Source organism: Xanthomonas sp. NCPPB 4037, from assembly GCF_041475695.2.
Taxonomy (GTDB): Bacteria; Pseudomonadota; Gammaproteobacteria; order Xanthomonadales; family Xanthomonadaceae; genus Xanthomonas; species Xanthomonas campestris.
The window spans coordinates 2,900,534-2,916,619 of sequence record NZ_CM191261.1; the positions used below are offsets into that span (position 1 = coordinate 2,900,534).

At 65.0% G+C, this 16,086-nt stretch carries 14 protein-coding genes and 1 other RNA gene; 9 read left to right on the forward strand and 6 right to left on the reverse strand.

All coding sequences use genetic code 11. The annotated features are described in order from the left end of the window. The first annotated feature begins 1 nt into the window (after window position 1). From miaB to ACCQ01_RS13140, 8 genes are all read left to right on the forward strand, one after another. Window positions 2–1,459, forward strand: a complete 1,458-nt coding sequence (gene miaB, locus ACCQ01_RS13105; protein ID WP_228432134.1) for a tRNA (N6-isopentenyl adenosine(37)-C2)-methylthiotransferase MiaB — start codon at window positions 2–4, stop codon at window positions 1,457–1,459. Window positions 1,460–2,134: 675 nt separating this feature from the next. Then, entirely contained in the window at window positions 2,135–3,121 is a 987-nt protein-coding gene (locus ACCQ01_RS13110) for a PhoH family protein (RefSeq protein WP_115540466.1), read from the forward strand. A gap of 91 nt (window positions 3,122–3,212) precedes the next feature. Beyond that, a complete protein-coding gene (locus ACCQ01_RS13115; RefSeq protein WP_228432136.1) occupies window positions 3,213–3,833 on the forward strand; it encodes a hypothetical protein in 621 nt (206 codons plus the stop codon). Between the two features lie 55 nt (window positions 3,834–3,888). Beyond that, the gene (ybeY, locus tag ACCQ01_RS13120) at window positions 3,889–4,374 is read left to right on the forward strand and encodes an rRNA maturation RNase YbeY (RefSeq protein ID WP_042597712.1); all 486 of its coding nucleotides are present in this window, start codon (window positions 3,889–3,891) and stop codon (window positions 4,372–4,374) included. Next, a complete protein-coding gene (locus ACCQ01_RS13125; protein WP_228432138.1) occupies window positions 4,374–4,892 on the forward strand; it encodes a hypothetical protein in 519 nt (172 codons plus the stop codon). Before ybeY ends, ACCQ01_RS13125 begins: the two co-directional genes overlap by 1 nt. Window positions 4,893–5,225: 333 nt before the next feature. Beyond that, window positions 5,226–6,104, forward strand: coding sequence for a CorC family transporter (locus ACCQ01_RS13130; RefSeq protein WP_011037476.1), 879 nt, complete (start codon window positions 5,226–5,228; stop codon window positions 6,102–6,104). Continuing rightward, window positions 6,101–7,339 (forward strand): lipoprotein N-acyltransferase Lnb domain-containing protein, encoded by a 1,239-nt coding sequence (locus ACCQ01_RS13135; protein ID WP_372358803.1) that lies wholly within the window; start codon window positions 6,101–6,103, stop codon window positions 7,337–7,339. The genes ACCQ01_RS13130 and ACCQ01_RS13135 overlap by 4 nt, the downstream gene beginning before the upstream one ends. A gap of 14 nt (window positions 7,340–7,353) precedes the next feature. Then, window positions 7,354–8,352, forward strand: coding sequence for a magnesium and cobalt transport protein CorA (locus ACCQ01_RS13140; RefSeq protein ID WP_040942300.1), 999 nt, complete (start codon window positions 7,354–7,356; stop codon window positions 8,350–8,352). Between the two features lie 909 nt (window positions 8,353–9,261). Here the strand turns inward: ACCQ01_RS13140 and ACCQ01_RS13145 are convergent. Then, on the reverse strand, window positions 9,262–10,626 hold the full coding sequence (locus ACCQ01_RS13145; RefSeq protein WP_228432140.1) for an NAD-dependent succinate-semialdehyde dehydrogenase: 1,365 nt from the start codon (window positions 10,624–10,626) through the stop codon (window positions 9,262–9,264). Window positions 10,627–11,120: 494 nt separating this feature from the next. Here ACCQ01_RS13145 and ACCQ01_RS13150 point away from each other — a divergent pair, with 494 nt between their 5' ends. Beyond that, on the forward strand, window positions 11,121–11,300 hold the full coding sequence (locus tag ACCQ01_RS13150; RefSeq protein WP_372358804.1) for a hypothetical protein: 180 nt from the start codon (window positions 11,121–11,123) through the stop codon (window positions 11,298–11,300). 155 nt (window positions 11,301–11,455) lie between these two features. Here the strand turns inward: ACCQ01_RS13150 and ACCQ01_RS13155 are convergent, their stop codons facing one another. The 5 genes from ACCQ01_RS13155 to ACCQ01_RS13175 all read right to left on the reverse strand — a co-directional run bounded on the left by ACCQ01_RS13155 (window position 11,456) and on the right by ACCQ01_RS13175 (window position 16,082). Continuing rightward, window positions 11,456–12,304 carry an ABC transporter permease subunit gene (locus ACCQ01_RS13155; RefSeq protein ID WP_042597719.1) on the reverse strand — a complete coding sequence of 283 codons (849 nt, stop codon included), beginning with the start codon at window positions 12,302–12,304 and terminating at the stop codon, window positions 11,456–11,458. After that, on the reverse strand, window positions 12,301–13,212 hold the full coding sequence (locus ACCQ01_RS13160) for an ABC transporter permease subunit (RefSeq protein WP_115573119.1): 912 nt from the start codon (window positions 13,210–13,212) through the stop codon (window positions 12,301–12,303). The genes ACCQ01_RS13155 and ACCQ01_RS13160 overlap by 4 nt, the downstream gene beginning before the upstream one ends. Next, window positions 13,204–13,279, reverse strand: a non-coding RNA gene (locus tag ACCQ01_RS13165) — sX9 sRNA. The genes ACCQ01_RS13160 and ACCQ01_RS13165 overlap by 9 nt, the downstream gene beginning before the upstream one ends. Before the next feature lie 76 nt (window positions 13,280–13,355). Then, on the reverse strand, window positions 13,356–14,486 hold the full coding sequence (locus ACCQ01_RS13170; protein ID WP_043921804.1) for an ABC transporter ATP-binding protein: 1,131 nt from the start codon (window positions 14,484–14,486) through the stop codon (window positions 13,356–13,358). 102 nt (window positions 14,487–14,588) lie between these two features. Further along, window positions 14,589–16,082 (reverse strand): efflux transporter outer membrane subunit, encoded by a 1,494-nt coding sequence (locus tag ACCQ01_RS13175; protein ID WP_161963389.1) that lies wholly within the window; start codon window positions 16,080–16,082, stop codon window positions 14,589–14,591. Window positions 16,083–16,086: the final 4 nt, after the last annotated feature.

Sequence of the window (16,086 nt, forward strand, 5' to 3'; positions counted from 1 at the left end):
CATGCCCGGGACATCCGTTTCCGATCTGCCGACCACGGCCACCGCCGTGGACGCGCCCGCCCTGCTGCCCCTGCCCGTTGGCCGCCCGCAAGCGCCTGCCGTGGTACGCGGCAAGCTGTACATCAAGACCCACGGGTGCCAGATGAACGAGTACGACTCGGCCAAGATGGCCGACGTGCTTGCCGCGTCCGAAGGACTGGAGCTCACCGACAATCCGGAAGACGCGGACGTGGTGCTGGTCAACACCTGCTCCATTCGCGAAAAGGCGCAGGAAAAGGTGTTCAGCCAGTTGGGCCGCTGGAAGGCGCTCAAGGCCGGTGGCAAGCCGGTGATCATCGGCGTGGGTGGCTGCGTGGCGTCGCAGGAAGGCGAAGCGATCGTCAAGCGCGCGCCGTACGTGGACCTGGTGTTCGGCCCGCAGACCCTGCACCGGCTGCCGGAGTTGATCCGTGCCCGCCGTGAGTCCGGCAAGTCGCAGGTGGACATCAGCTTCCCGGAGATCGAAAAGTTCGACCGCCTGCCCGAACCGCGTGCCGATGGCCCGTCGGCGTTCGTGTCGATCATGGAAGGTTGTTCCAAGTACTGCTCGTTCTGCGTGGTGCCATATACGCGTGGCGAAGAAGTCAGCCGGCCGTTCGAGGACGTGCTGGTGGAAGTGGCGCAGCTGGCCGCACAGGGCGTGCGCGAGATCAATCTGCTCGGCCAGAACGTCAACGCGTATCGCGGTGCGTACGGTGCCGATGCTGGCGAGCCGGCGCAGTACGCCGATCTGGGGTTGCTGATCCGGACCATTGCGCAGATCGACGGGATTGGCCGGATCCGCTTCACCACCTCGCACCCGCTGGAGTTTTCCGATTCGCTGGTCGATGCCTATCGCGATGTGCCGCAGCTGGCCAATTACCTGCATCTGCCGGTGCAGGCCGGCAGCGACCGCATCCTGTCGGCGATGAAGCGCGGCTACACGGCGCTGGAATTCAAGTCCAAGATCCGCAAGCTGCGCGCGGTGCGGCCAGATATCTCGATCAGCTCGGACTTCATCGTCGGCTTTCCGGGCGAGACCGACGCCGATTTCGATAAGACCATGAAGTTGATCGAGGACGTGGGCTTCGACCAGAGCTTCTCCTTTATCTACTCGCGTCGCCCCGGTACGCCGGCATCGGATCTGGAAGACGACACCCCCGATACGGTAAAGCAGGCGCGCCTTGCACGTCTGCAGGCGCATATCAACGCGCATGCCGCCGGCATTTCGCAACGCATGGTCGGCAGCGTGCAACGCGTGCTGGTGGAAGGCCCGTCGCGCCGTGATGCCAATGAGCTCACCGGCAAGACCGAAAACATGCGCCCGGTGAATTTCCCGGGGAATCCGCGCCTGGTGGGCCAGTTCGTGGATGTGCTGATCACAGAAGCACTGAGCAATTCGCTGCGCGGGCGCATCCAATTGGACGACAGCGCGGCCTGAGCGGGCAGCGCGCATTCTTGCCCTCCGGAAGACCCCACACGCTGATGCAGTTGGCGTGTGGGAGTCGCCCAGGTGCAGGCCGACGACGGTGGCGAGACATGGTGCAGGCGGCGCAGTGCTGCGCCATGGCGGAAGCATTAGGTGCCAGTGGTCATAAGTAATGCCCGCAAGCGCGAAACGATTCTTGTCCGATGGCCAATGCGTCATTGACTAGCGCGCCGTGGCACGGTTCTGCACCGCAGCGATATTTCGCTGACATGCACGTCCATATGCATCGCTCCCAGTGCAGCATCGCAGCGACGTGCTCATAACACGCGCCACGCGTCCTGGTCATTTTTTCGCCATGCAACTGCAAGGCCTTGTCGCAGTAAGCGCATCGCCACTTACCCACAGGCTTTGGCGAAAACCATCCACATCCGGTGTGGACAACCTGCCACCCGCTGGTCATTTTTTCGCCACATGCAGTGTGAGCCTTGCGGCAGTAAGGGAAACCGAATCTATCCACAGGTTACTGGTACGACGCTCCACACCCGGTGTGGAAAAGTCCTGGCTGCGCTCTGCACCTATGCACGGCGCGGTGCTGCACCGCCCGGTTTGCTGGTGGGATCACGCCCCCCGCGCTACCCTTTTGCTCCCGTCCTACCGACGCCGCATTGCGCGGTGTCCGATCCAATCATGAACTCACCAGCGTCCCGCGATTTCACCCTCGACCCGGCCGATACCGAGCGCCTGGCCAACCTGGCCGGCCCGTTCGATGCGCACCTGCGCCAGATCGAGCTCAAGCTTGGCGTGGAGATCGCCAACCGCGGCAACATCTTCCGCGTCACCGGCCCGGAGCCGGCGGTCGATGCCGCGCAGCATCTGCTGACCGCGCTGTATGACGAAGCCGCCTCCACCACGTTCGACAACCACGCCATCCATCTACGGCTCAACGATGCCAATGTGGAGCAGGTGGCGCAGCGCGCATACGAACCACAGGACGTGGCGATCAAGGTCAAACGCGGCACCGTGCGTGGCCGCGGCGCCAACCAGGCCAAGTACCTGCACGCGATCACCACCCACGACATCAATTTCGGTATCGGCCCGGCCGGCACCGGCAAGACCTTCCTGGCCGTGGCCAGCGCCGTGGAAGCACTGAACGAGTCGCGCGTGCAGCGGCTGATCCTGGTGCGCCCGGCGGTGGAGGCTGGCGAGAAGCTGGGCTTTCTGCCGGGCGATCTCAGCCAGAAGGTCGACCCTTACCTGCGCCCGCTGTACGACGCGCTGTATGAAATGCTGGGCGTGGAAAAAGTGGTCAAACTGCTGGAAAAGAACGTCATCGAGATCGCTCCGCTGGCCTACATGCGTGGGCGCACCCTCAACGACGCGTACGTGATCCTGGACGAGGCGCAGAACACCACCATCGAACAGATGAAGATGTTCCTGACCCGCCTGGGCTTCGGTTCCACCGCGGTGGTCACCGGCGATCTCACCCAGATCGACCTGCCCAAGCACGTCAAGTCCGGGCTGCGCGATGCCATCGACGTGCTGCGCGAGGTGGACGGGGTGAGCTTCACCTTTTTCGAAGCCCGCGACGTCGTGCGCCACCCGCTGGTACAACGCATCGTCACGGCGTACGAAAAGCACGATCTCGCCCACACGCCGCCCGAACCTGCAGCCTGAAATCACGCCGATGCAGGCACCGCCAGGTGTCCTGCGCCCAGGTGATGCGTCGCAATGTCGGCGTGGCGCAGGCATCTGCGCAACCCTGGCCATGCGACGTCAGCGCGATCAGACGCAAGCCATTGCAGAGGGCATGGCGGCATTTCGCAAAGACCTCGCGTCGGCAGTGACGCAGGGCAGCTATTCGCGCCTGGACGAGCTGGACCAGACCACGCTCGTGCTGCCGACCAATGATGCGCCTGCCGCCGCGCCCGCCAATGGCACCGATGCCAAGGTCATCGCGGCCATCGCGGATGCCCAGCGGGTTGTCGGGGAAAAGCTGCGCCTCAGAACGCAACTGTCCTCGACCGGCAAGCCGATGCGTTCCAACGGCTATCTGTTTTACAAGCAGCTCTATTACTTCAAGGTGCGTGTGTCTGCGGACGAGGACGCTGTGGCTCAGGACGCTTTCGAGGCGTTAGCGGACCAAGCTGCACTGACCCTGGTTCCAGCAATTCAGGTCACCAGCATCGGCGGGTGCGCCAAGGCAAGCATTCGCGTCGACACTGACGCCACACCTGAGGAGCAGGCCGTGGCACTAGCGCGCCAGATCAAGACCCATCTGGGCTTCAACTGCCACGGCACGCTCAAGGAGGCAGGGATCGAGGATGCAGCGAGAACGGCCGATGTGGTCGAAATCGGGTATGACGCGGGCGACTGGAAGTCGCAGTAAAACAGCACACGCGCGATACTGTTGCTCCTGTCTGATCAGAATGATTGGTGTCCCCATGACCAAAGGTCCGGTCCGCCTCGATGTCGGAGTCAGCTATGCGCTGCCGCGCACCGGGCTGCCTTCGTCGGTGAGTTTTCGCAAGTGGGTGGCGGCCGCGCTGAAGGGGCGGATCCGCGAAGCGGATCTGGCGGTACGCGTGGTCGACGAGAAGGAAGGCTGCTCGCTCAACCATCACTACCGCGGCAAGGATTACGCCACCAACGTGCTCAGCTTCCCGGCGGAGATGCCGGAGGGCCTGCCCAAGGGCGTCAAGATGCCGCTGCTTGGCGATCTGGTGATCTGTGCGCCGGTGGTGGCCCGCGAGGCCGCCGAGCAAGGCAAATCATTGAGCGCGCACTACGCGCATCTCACCGTGCACGGCACCTTGCACCTGCTGGGCTGGGACCACGAGGACGACAAGGAGGCCGACGCGATGGAACAGCTGGAGCGCGAGATCCTGGCCGAACTCGGCATCGACGACCCGTACGCGGGAGAGCGCTGATGCGGCGGTGGGTGATGGTCGGCCTGCTGATGGCAGCTGCCTGCCCGGCCTGGGCGCAGACCGCGCCGGTGCGCCCGGATCTGCCGGCGTTGATCGAGTGCCGCCAGCGCATCGGCGACTTCTCTGCGTTGGCACCAATCCTGGCCGACCCGCTCAAGGCGGTGGCGCTGGGCTGGGCACCGCAAGCGCAGTCCAACCTGTTCATGACCGAGTACACGCTCAACACGCCGATCACCGTCTTCGGCCACAGCACCAACCAGATTGCGTTTTCCGGTGCCAGCGTCATGGCGCTGCTCGACCTGCCCGACCCGCGCCCGCTGGCCAAGCAGCTGGATCTGGAGCTGGGCGTGGATAACGCCGACAAGGTGATGTATGGGCGCGAGGTGGTCAGCGAAGACACCACCAACCCAAAGACCGGCGAGGCGATGATCGAGTCGATCGTGCTCAGCGTGTCGAATGTGAAATCGCACCCTGGCAAGACCGTAGTGGGCTGCGGTTACAGCCTCGACCTGCCCTGAGCGCTGCGCGGCCCCGCTCGCCGGCTCGGCGGCCTGCGTTGCGCGTTCGGTCTGCCTCGACTTGGAATCAGCTACGCGCTCCGGTGCTGAGCCGCGTCGATCTGGTGCTATCGGGTTGGAATGGTCCCGACACGGCCTGACGTAGACGGCCTGACGGACACAGGGCAGCGGTGCGTCGCAGCGGCCTGGATGCTGGACCCGCCGCCGTGCCGCGCTGACCCACACCCTGCCCTGCGCGCCAGGTCAGCCACAGCCCCCAGCCACAGACCACTCACGGCTTCCTGCTAGACTTGGCACTATCGCCTGGTTCGCCGGGTGCCGTTCCCCGTCAAGATGTCCGAAGACGACAGTAGCCAAACCTCAGAATCCCCGGAAAAACGCCGTAGCTGGCTCGAGCGCTTGAGCGCGGCCTTCTCTGGCGAACCGCATACCCGCGACGAACTGGTCGCCCTGCTGCGCACCGCCGAACAAGACGGTCTCATCGCCGCAGACACCTTGCGCATGATGGAAGGCGCGATCTCCGTGTCCGAGCTCACCGTGGGCGACGTGATGATCTCGCGCTCGCAGATGGTGTCGCTGCCGGTGGAGGCGCGCTTCCTCGACCTGATGAAGCAGGTGGTCGAATCCGGCCACTCGCGCTTCCCCGTGCACGGCGAAAACAAGGACGAAGTGCTCGGCATCCTGCTGGCCAAGGACTTGTTGCGCGGCGTGGTGGCCGACAACGGCCCGGGCAACGTGCGCGAACTGCTGCGCCCGGCCGTGCTGATCCCCGAGTCGAAAAAGCTCAACGTCCTGCTCAAGGAATTCCGTCTCTCGCGCAACCACATGGCGATCGTGGTGGACGAGTACGGCGGCGTGGCCGGGTTGGTCACCATCGAAGACGTGCTGGAGCAGATCGTCGGCGAGATCGACGACGAGCACGACGATGCCGAAGAAGAGAATTCGTTGATCGCCATCCAGGCCGACGGCCGCTACGTGGTGGATGCGCTGACGCCGATCGAGGATTTCAACGAGCGCTTCGGCGCCGATTTCCCCGATGACGAATACGACACCGTGGGCGGACTGGTCACCGATGCGATCGGGCATCTGCCGGAAACCGGCGAGGAGCTGACCCTGGGCCGGTTTGCGTTCCGCGTGGCAAAGGCCGACGCGCGTCGCGTGCACGCCTTCCACGTCACCATCCTGCCGCCTGATCCGCAGGACGACGCTTGAACCTGCGCCGGCGCAGCACCGCCGTGCGCGGGCCGGCACGCCGCGCCGCCGCCTGGTGGGCAGGCTGCAGTGCACTCCTGCTGCTCGCCCTGCTGAGCCTGCAGAGCGCCATGGCGCAGGCGCCGCGCATCGGCGTGGCCACCATGCAGCCGGGCGAAGTGTTCTTCGAGCGCTTCGGCCATGACGCCATCGTGGTGGTCGACCCGGCCACTCAGCAGGTGACCTCGTACAACTTCGGTTTCTTCGATCCCGGCGAGCCCGACTTCGTGCCGCGTTTTGCGCGCGGCGAGATGATGTATTACCTGGTGGCGCTGCCGCTGGAAGAAGATCTGGCGCAATACCGCGACGGCGGCCGCGGCGTGAGCATCCAGTGGCTGGATCTGCCACCGGAACAGGCGCAGGCCCTGGCCGATGGTCTGGCGGTGCGCAGCCGGCCGGAAAACGCGCGCTACCACTACGATTATTTCGTTGCCAACTGCGCCACGATGGTCCGCGACACCCTGGACCGTGCCATGGACGGCGCGCTCAAGTCGCAATTGGCCGGCCGCTCGCGCGGTAACACCTTCCGCAGCGAAGCGGTGCGCCTGGCCTCCCCCGCCCCATGGATGTGGCTGGGCTTCGACCTGGGCCTGGGGCCATACGCAGACCGCCCGCTGTCGCGTTGGGAAGAAGCGTTCGTGCCGATGCGCCTGGCCGACAGCCTGACCCAGGTGCACAACAGCGCCGGACGTCCGCTGGTGCAATCCACCCAGGTGCTGTTGCCGCATCGCATTGCACCGGAGCCGGCCGAACAGCAAAGGCACTGGTGGCCGTGGCTGCTGACCGGCGTGCTAGTCGCCGCGGGCGTGTTGGCAGTGCGCCGCAGGCAGCGTTTGCTTGCCGGCGCGGCGCTGCCGTTCTGGCTGTTGTGCGCCATCGGCGGCGGCCTGTTGGTGTATTTGTGGGGCTTCACCGCGCACCAGTCTGCATGGGCCAACCGTAATTTGCTGCTGGTCAATCCGCTGTGCGTGTTGCTCTGCGTGGGCGGCGTTGCGCTGCTGCGCGGCCGCCGGCCGGGGCGCTGGTTCGATGTGTTGTGCTGGGTGGTCGCTGCGTGCGCACTGCTGGCGCTGGTGATTCACTGGTTGTCGTTCCAGGCGCAGGACAACCTGCAGTGGGTGTTGCTGCTGCTGCCGATTCATGCCGCACTGGCCATCGCGCTGCGTCCGCGCGCCTTGCCGGTGCGTGCGCGCTGATCCACGATGCGGCCATGAACAACCGTCGCCACCCGGAAAACCCGTCCTGCGTCATCACCTGCGCCTATTACGATGGCCACGGCGCGCGCCACGACATCAGCCTGGAACAGATCAGCGACGAGTTACAGCGCCCGGACGGCTTCGTCTGGGTTGGTCTGTACGAGCCGCAGGAATCGGTGCTGCGCAAACTGCAGGAAGAGTTCGGCCTGCATGACCTGGCGATCGAGGATGCGCTCAAGGCGCATCAGCGGCCCAAGGCCGAGAGCTATGGCAATTCATTGTTCGTGGTTGTCAACACCGCGCAGCTGGTCAACGAACGCATCCGCTACGGCGAAACCCATGCCTTCCTCGGCGCACGTTTTTTGCTCACCGTGCGCCACGGCGCCTCGCTGTCCTACACGCCGGTACGCAACCGCGTGGAACGCGAGCCGGCGATGCTGCGCATGGGCTCGGCTTTTTGCCTGTATGGCGTGCTGGACTTCGTGGTCGACAACTATCTGCCGATCATGGACGAGTTCCGCGACACCCTGGAAGGCCTGGAAAAAGACATCTTCGCGGAGAACTACAAACGCGAAACCGTGGTGCGCCTGTACGAACTCAAGCGCGAACTCAACAAGATGCGGCTGGTGGTGGCCCCGCTGCAGGACGTGCTCTCGCACCTCAAGCGCAATCCCGGCTCGCTGATTCACGGCGAGGTCGGCGTCTACCTGCGCGACGTGCTGGATCATGCTGTGCGCATCAACGACGCCATCGACACCTTGCGCGAAATGCTGGGCACCGCGCTGAGCGTCAACCTCTCGATGGTGACCCTGGCGCAGGGCGAAACCGTCAAACGCCTCGGCGCCTGGGCCGCCCTGCTGGCCGCCCCTACCCTGATCACCAGCTGGTACGGCATGAACTTCACCCACATGCCCGAACTCGACAAACCCTACGCCTACCCGCTGCTGGTCGGCGGCATCGTTGCCTCGTGTCTCGTCCTGTATCGCCTGTTCAAGCGCGCGCGCTGGCTGTAAGGGCCACCGTGTTGCGGTGGCGGAATGGGGAGTTGGGAATGGGGAATTGGTAGAGCGGTGGTCGCTGAGCTTTTCGCTGGCGACTGCTCCTGGGCGTGGCTGAAGAGCATTGCTCCCGGCTGTTGTTCTTGGCTGTCGTTCATGGCCGCTACTTGCATTGAGCTCTTCGCCGTTGCTCTTGGCTTGAGTCTTCGCTTTCGTTGTTCGCCTTTAGTTTCCTTCGCCCTAAAGCGAGCCGAGCACCGCAGTCACGCGTGGCCGAAGAGGCGCCCTTGTCTGAGCGTAGCGAGTTTGGGCGCCGTGCCGCGCGTGGCGAGGAGCACAGGGCACCGGTGCGGCTTCATCGCACCGGATCGCGCCGGGCGAGCGCGGTTTTGGTGACTTTTGCCAAGACAAAAGTTACCCGCGCCGCAGGCGCGGAAGCTTCGGCTTGGCTTTGCTTGAGCTTTCGCCTTCGCTCCTCGCTCACCTCGCCCTAAAGCGAGCCGAGCACCGCAGTCACGCGTGGCCGGAGAGGCGCCCTTGTCTGAGCGCAGCGAGTTTGGGCGCCGTGCCGCGCGTGGCGAGGAGCACAGGGCACCGGTGCGGCTTCATCGCACCGGATCACGTCGGGCGAGCGCGGTTTTGGTGACTTTTGCCAAGACAAAAGTTACCCGCGCCACAGGCGCGGAAGCCTTTGCTTCTGCTTTCACTCTGACCTGAAGCTTTGGCGCAATGAGAGCGGCAATTCGAGATTCGAGATTCGCTAGAAGCCAAAGCGAGGTTGCCTACAAATCAGCGGATGAATCAGCTAGACCACCAGCACTGCAAGAGCAACGCAGCCTCACCTACTCTCTGCATACCTTCTCCCGATGGGAAAAGAACCGCCGCTCTTGCAAATCCCGAATCCCGACTCCCAAATCCCCACCCTCAAGCCACATAAATCGTTTTGATGTTCATGAACTCATGGATCCCGTGCTCGGCCAATTCCCGCCCGAATCCCGAACGCTTGATCCCACCGAACGGCAACCGTACATCGCTCTTCACCACCGAATTCACGAACGCCGCACCGCACTGTAACTGCTGCGCAACGCGCTCACCCCGCTTGGCGTCAGCGGTCCAGACGCTGCCGCCCAAACCGAAGGTGGTGTCATTGGCCACGCGCACGGCTTCGGCCTCATCGGCGACGCGAATCACCGCCGCGACCGGCCCAAACAATTCCTGTTCGTAGGCCGGCATGCCTGGGCCGACCTGGTCGAGAATGGTGGCCGGGTAACCCGCATGGGACCCCGCCACCGGCTCGCCGCCAAGCAACACCTTGGCACCCTTGGATACGCTCTCCTGCACCTGCTTGTGCAATTCATCGCGCAGGTCCGCACGCGCCATCGGCGCAAGTGTGGTCGCGTCCTGCTGCGGGTCGCCGAGCACACGCTGCGCGGCGGCGGCAACGAAGCGCTCCACGAAATGGTCGGCAATGGCATCCACCACGATGAAGCGCTTGGCGGCAATGCAGGTCTGCCCGCTGTTGTCGAAGCGGGACTGCACTGCCGACTGCACGGTGCGCTCCAGATCGGCATCGTCGAGCACCACGAAGGCATCGCTGCCGCCCAGTTCCATCACGCACTTCTTCAGCTGATCGCCTGCGTTAGCGGCCAGCGAGCGGCCGGCACGTTCGCTGCCGGTGAGCGTGACTGCCGCAATGCGGTCATCGCGCAACACCTCGGCAGCCTGGTCGTTGTCGATATGCAGCACGTCGAACACACCCGGCGGAATGCCGGCGGCGTCTAGCACCTCCTTCATCGCATCGGCGCAACGCGGCACGTTGCTGGCGTGTTTGAGCAGCGCGACATTGCCGGCCATCAGGCCCGGCGCGAGAAAGCGAAACGCCTGCCACAGCGGGAAATTCCACGGCATCACCGCAAACACGCAGCCCAGCGGTTCATAGCGCACATAGCTGGACTGCGCCTCGGTTGGAATGGCGCGTGGCGCCAGGTACTCGGCCGCATGCTCGGCGTAATAGGCGCAGCCCTGCGCGCATTTATCGATCTCGGCCAGGGCTTCGCGACGCAGCTTGCCCATCTCGACGGTCATGATGCGCTGCAGGTCCTCGCGCCGCTTGGTCAGCTCCTCGCCCACCCGCCGCAACAAGGCGCCGCGCTCGGCCAGCGGCAGCGCCGCCCAGCTCGGAAACGCCTTGGCGGAAGCAGCCAGACGCGCCTCGATGGCGGCGGCGTCCAGCGTGTGCTGGGTATGTTCGACCTGGCCATTGGCCGGGTTGACGGTGTCGTAGGACATGATGGTCTCCTGTTACAAGGCGGCCATGCTAGTCGCCGGGAAGTTGCAGCCGCGTCACAACCGCTGCAAATCGCTGCAACGCTGTGTTTACCGCACCGCGCAGTGACGCACCTCTTCCGCACAGCTTGTGGCTCAATGGCAGCCGGGATGATGCACCCAGACAAGGTAACGAAAGCAGCCCTGCCCTATTCGCCAGTGCAACCGCGCAAAATGCTCCAGCATTTTGCAATGGCAGATTGATCCACCCAGGGAAGACCACCACGATGCGCCGGAATCTCATTGTTCTGGTTGTACTTGGCACCAGTGCGTGCCTTGCTGGATGTGCAGCCCTCCAGGACCTTCTGCGTGACCCGCGGCCCGGCCCGGCCGGGTTTGTCACTGTGAGCTGCACCAGCCTACAGCCCGACCCCGCGCAACCCTGCGAGCAAGAAGCGCTGCAAGCGTGCTCGGACACTGCCATCCGCCAACTCATCACCGCGCGGTCGTCACCGAACATGGTCCCGATCTTTCCTGACAAGCGAAAGTCCAAGAACGACGGCAAGGACAACCGCAAGGACCGCAACGACGAACAATCCAGCGTGGAGCAACGCGGCTACGACATCAGGGCCGAGTATCAGTGCTACCTGACCAAGCCACAGCCCTGGGACAGCGGATACACGCCTTCGACCAGGTAAGCACCGCCGATCGACTTGTTGCGCTTATCGGCCGGACTGCGCACTACGGGGTCGGAATCGACTTGCAGCTTTCGCACACACCGATGGCTCTAGCGTTTGCATCTATCTGGCGGCAGGTCGCTGCGGTGATTGGCCACCTCAGCGCCAGCGCGCCCTCAGGGAGCAGACTGCAGCGCAAGTTGCGCATCGCGTAGACGGCGTTTTTCACTGCGCGCCAGCAACCACCACCCGATCACCGCCGCCACCGACACCGCCAGCACCATCACCGTGGCCAGCGCATTGATCTTGGGGCTGATGCCCAGGCGTACCGACGAAAACACCTTGATCGGCAGCGTGGTGGAGCTTGGGCCCGCCAGGAAACTGGCAATGACCACATCGTCCAGCGAGAGCGTGAATGCCAACAGCCAGCCCGACGCAAGTGCTGGCGCGATGATCGGCAAGGTGATCAGGAAGAACACCTTCAGTGGCGTGGCGCCCAGATCCATGGCGGCTTCTTCCAGCGAGCGGTCCAGCTCCTGCAGCCGCGAGGAAATCACCACGGTCACGAATGAGACGGTGAAGGTGACATGCGCCACCCAGATGGCGACCGCGCCGCGCGGCGCGATGCCGAGCACGCCGCCCATCGAGACCAGCAGCAACAGGATCGACAGACCAATGATCACCTCCGGCATCACCAGCGGTGCGGTGATCAGCGCACCGAACAGCGTTTTGCCGGGAAACCGCCGCATGCGCACCATCGCCATCGCCGCCATGGTGCCGAGCACGGTGGACGCGCATGCGGTCCAGAACGCCACTTCCAGGCTCATCCAGGCCGCGTCCAGCAATTGGCGGTCACGCAGCAACTCGCCATACCAGCGGGTGGAAAAACCGCCCCACACCGTGGCCAGGCGCGAGGCGTTGAACGAATACACCATCAGCAACAGGATCGGCAGATACAAAAAACCGAACCCCAGCGCGAGCACACTGCCGCCCAGCACACGCCCACCGCGCGCGGCGCGCATCATGTCAGCCGCCCTTCCAGCTCGCGCTGCTGGTGACGGTGGAAGATCACGATCGGCACCAGCAGCAGCACCAGCATCACCGTGGCCACCGCGGCGGCCACCGGCCAGTCGCGGTTATTGAAGAATTCGCCCCATAGCACGCGGCCGATCATCAGCGTATCGGGACCGCCCAGCATCTCGGGAATCACGAACTCGCCCACCGCCGGAATCATCACCAGCATGCAGCCGGCGACGATGCCATTGCGCGACAGCGGCAAGGTGATGCGCACGAATGCCTGCCACGGCCGCGCGCCCAGGTCGTAAGCCGCCTCCAGCAGCCGCGAATCGTGCTTGACCAGGTTGGCATACAGCGGCAGCACCATGAAGGGCAGATAGCAATAGACGATGCCGATGTAGGCGGCGATCGGCGTGTACAGCAACTGCAGCGGTTGCTCGATCACACCCAGCGCCAGCAGGGCCTGATTGAGCAGGCCGTTGCCATCGAGAATGCCGATCCATGCGTACACACGGATCAGGAACGAGGTCCACGACGGCAACACCACCAGCATCATGGCCACGTTGCGGGTGGCCAGCGGCAGGCGCGCGATCACGTATGCCATCGGGTAGCCGATCAACAGCGCCAGTGCGGTGGAAATCGCGGCGATCTTGATCGAACTCAGGTAAGCGGCCACGTACTGGCTGTCGCGCAGCAGGGCCAGGTAGTTGCCCAGATGCAGTTTGAGGCTCACCGCGCCATCGGCCGCATACGCAAACAGCGGCGTGTACGGCGGCATCGCGGTTGCGCGTTCGGCAAACGAAATCTTCAGCACGATCAGGAACGGGATGGCGAAGAACACCAGCAACCACAGATACGGTGCGGCGATCACGCCCCAACGCGCACCCGGCAGACCACGACTAAGAGTGGTTAGCAAAACGTAGCGAGCAGTCGCCAGGGGGGCGCGGACGGCGCGGAGGAACCGCAGTGTACGTGTGGTACATGAGGATTCCGAGCACCGGCCGCGCCCCCCTGGTGACTGCGCAGTAGTTTTGCTGGCCACTCTTGGCAGGCGCGGCCTCATGCGGTGAGCACCACGCCGTCGTCCTCGCCCCACCCCACCCACACCGCATCGCCCCAGGTCAGCGCTTCGCTGGCCCAGCGTTGCCGATTGGCGAAATGCGCCATCAGCTTGATGCCGCTGGGTAGGCGCACGTGGTAGACCGAGTGGCTGCCGAAATAGGCAATGTCTTCGATCACGCCCTGCGCCTTGTTGCAGGCCTGCGCCGGCTCCTGCTTGCCGATGCCGAGTTTTTCCGGGCGTACTGCAAACGCCACAGCCTGCCCTTCGAACCCGGTGATGCCGTGGCCGATGCGAATCGGCGCGGCGAATGCCGCGGTGGTGAGACTGACCGAATCCGGCGCGTCTTCGGCGATGACCGCCTCGATCAGATTGACCGAGCCGATGAATTCGGCCGCGAAGCGGTTGGCCGGCTGCTCGTAGATTTCATCCGGCGTGCCCACCTGCTGGATCCAGCCGTGGTCCATCAGTGCGATGCGCGTCGCCATGGTCATGGCTTCTTCCTGGTCGTGGGTGACCATCACGCAGGTGACGCCGGAGGTTTCGATGATGTTGACCAGTTCCAGCTGCATCTGCGAACGCAGCTTCTTGTCCAGCGCGCCCATCGGCTCGTCCAGCAGCAGCAGCTTGGGCCGCTTGGCCAACGAGCGCGCCAGCGCCACGCGCTGCTGCTGCCCACCGGACAACTGATGCGGCTTGCGCTTGGCCAGGCGCGCAAGTTGCACCAGCTCGAGCATCTCGCCCACCCGCTGGGCCACCGCCGCCTTGGGCAAGCCTTCCTGCTTGAGCCCGAAGGCGATGTTCTGCTCCACCGTCATATGCGGGAACAGCGCATACGACTGGAACATCATGTTGATCGGCCGCTCGTACGGCGGCAACGCGTCGATGGGCTGGCCATCGAGCACGATGCTGCCCTTGGTGGGCCGCTCGAAGCCGGCAAGACAGCGCAGCAAGGTGGATTTGCCGCTGCCCGAGCCACCCAGCAGCGCGAAGATTTCGCCCTTGCGGATCTGCAGGCTGACATCGTCCACCGCCACGAAGCCGTCGAACTCCTTGCGGACCTCGCGGATCGACAGATACCCCGCATCGGCGGCGGCAGGTGCGGGCAAGACGGCTTCGGAAAGGGCCATGCATCCTCTCGGTGACAACAACGCGCCGGCGCCACCGTGGCGCCGTGCACGCATCATGGCAAAAGCGTGCCGGCGCTGCAGTGCGCGCCGACACGCGTGGCGCTAGCGGGCGGCGGCCTGCGGCGGCTCGCTCCAGCCCAGGCCCAGGCTCTTCTGCAGCGCCACGTAATACACCAGCAATTGCACCTGCGCCTGCGCGGCGGCGTCCTGCGCGGACAACTGCTGGCGCTGCACATCGAGCAGGTCGATGCTGGAGGTGGCACCGGCATCGCGGCGCTGCTGCATGAGCCCGGCAGAGCGCGTGGCCGAGGCCTCGGCCTGCCGCGCTACCACCAGTTGCTGGCGTGCCGAGCCAAACCGCGACAGTGCGGTATTGGCGTCCTGCAGCGCCGCCAGCACCGCGCCTTCATAGGCGGCCTCGCGCCCGGCATTGCCGGCACGCGCCTGTTCGACCTGCGCGCGGGTGCGGCCGAAGTCGAAGATCGACCAGCGCAGCATCGGCACTGCCAGTTTGGTCAGCGCATCGGAATTGAAATCGCTGGGCGAACCGGCCACCCAGCTCAGGCCGCCAAGCAGGCTGACCTGCGGGAAGTAGCCATTCAACGCCTCGCCGATCTGCGCACTGGACGCGGCCAGCTCGCGCTCGGCCTTGCGCACGTCCGGGCGCCGACGGATCAACGCACCGGCATCGTCCACGCGCACCTGGGTGGGCAGCATCGGCAGCGGTTGCGGTGCGGCAAGCTGCGCATCCAGCGCGCCCGGCTCGCGGCCGACCATCAACGCCAGCTGGTCCAGCGCTTCCTGTTGCTGCATCTGCAGCGGCAGGCGCTGGGCCTCCTGCTGCTGCACCTGGGTGGCGATCTGCTCGACCTGCAGGTCCGAGGCGGCACCCTGGCCGCGGCGCTGCTGCACCAGGGCCAGCGACTGCCGGATCTTGTCCAGGTTGCTGTCGGCAATCGCCAGGCGCGCCTGCAACCCGCGGTAGTTGAGATACACCTGCCCCACTTCGGCAGCCAGCTGCACCTGCGCGTCGGCCAGTTCGGCTTCGGACGCCTGCGCCTGGGCCAGCGCGCCTTCGGCGGCGCGGCGGCGGCGGCCAAACAGGTCCAGCTCCCAGCTGGCATCGAAGCCGGCGGTATAGAGCTCGGTCTTTTCCAGGTTCAGCGCCTGGCTGCCCTGCGCCGGGGGCTGGCCCTGCTGGCCGTTCTGCAGCCCGCCCAGCGTGTCGACGATGGTCTGCGGCGGTTCGGCATAGGCATACAGCGCACTGGCGTTGAGCTTGGGCAGCCGCTCGGCGCGACGCTGGTTGGCCAGCGCCCGATTGGCGCGCAGACGCGCCTGCGCCGCGCGCAGGTTGGGGCTGTCGGCCAGCGCCTGGGTCACGAGCTGAGTCAGCTGCGCATCGTGCAGGTCTTCCCACCAGTGATTCAGTGGTGCGGCGGCGACCACGTCGGCCGCACTGGCGCGATGCAGCGTGGGCGCCTGCACGGCGGTTTCGGCCACCGCGGGCGGCTTGGTGTAGTTGGGGCCGAGCATGCAGCCGCCCAGCAGCAGGGAGGCCAGCGCTGCCGCCAGCGGCATACGCGCCAGGCGCAGGGAA

Coding starts and splice junctions, on each gene's coding strand:
- ACCQ01_RS13155 (WP_042597719.1), bottom strand. CDS start 12,304: ATGATGCGCGCCGCGCGCGGTGGGCGTGTGCTGGGCGGCAGTGTGCTC.
- ACCQ01_RS13110 (WP_115540466.1), top strand. CDS start 2,135: ATGAACTCACCAGCGTCCCGCGATTTCACCCTCGACCCGGCCGATACC.
- ACCQ01_RS13115 (WP_228432136.1), top strand. CDS start 3,213: ATGCGACGTCAGCGCGATCAGACGCAAGCCATTGCAGAGGGCATGGCG.
- ACCQ01_RS13130 (WP_011037476.1), top strand. CDS start 5,226: ATGTCCGAAGACGACAGTAGCCAAACCTCAGAATCCCCGGAAAAACGC.
- ACCQ01_RS13140 (WP_040942300.1), top strand. CDS start 7,354: ATGAACAACCGTCGCCACCCGGAAAACCCGTCCTGCGTCATCACCTGC.
- miaB (WP_228432134.1), top strand. CDS start 2: ATGCCCGGGACATCCGTTTCCGATCTGCCGACCACGGCCACCGCCGTG.
- ACCQ01_RS13150 (WP_372358804.1), top strand. CDS start 11,121: ATGGTCCCGATCTTTCCTGACAAGCGAAAGTCCAAGAACGACGGCAAG.
- ACCQ01_RS13145 (WP_228432140.1), bottom strand. CDS start 10,626: ATGTCCTACGACACCGTCAACCCGGCCAATGGCCAGGTCGAACATACC.
- ACCQ01_RS13170 (WP_043921804.1), bottom strand. CDS start 14,486: ATGGCCCTTTCCGAAGCCGTCTTGCCCGCACCTGCCGCCGCCGATGCG.
- ACCQ01_RS13125 (WP_228432138.1), top strand. CDS start 4,374: ATGCGGCGGTGGGTGATGGTCGGCCTGCTGATGGCAGCTGCCTGCCCG.
- ybeY (WP_042597712.1), top strand. CDS start 3,889: ATGACCAAAGGTCCGGTCCGCCTCGATGTCGGAGTCAGCTATGCGCTG.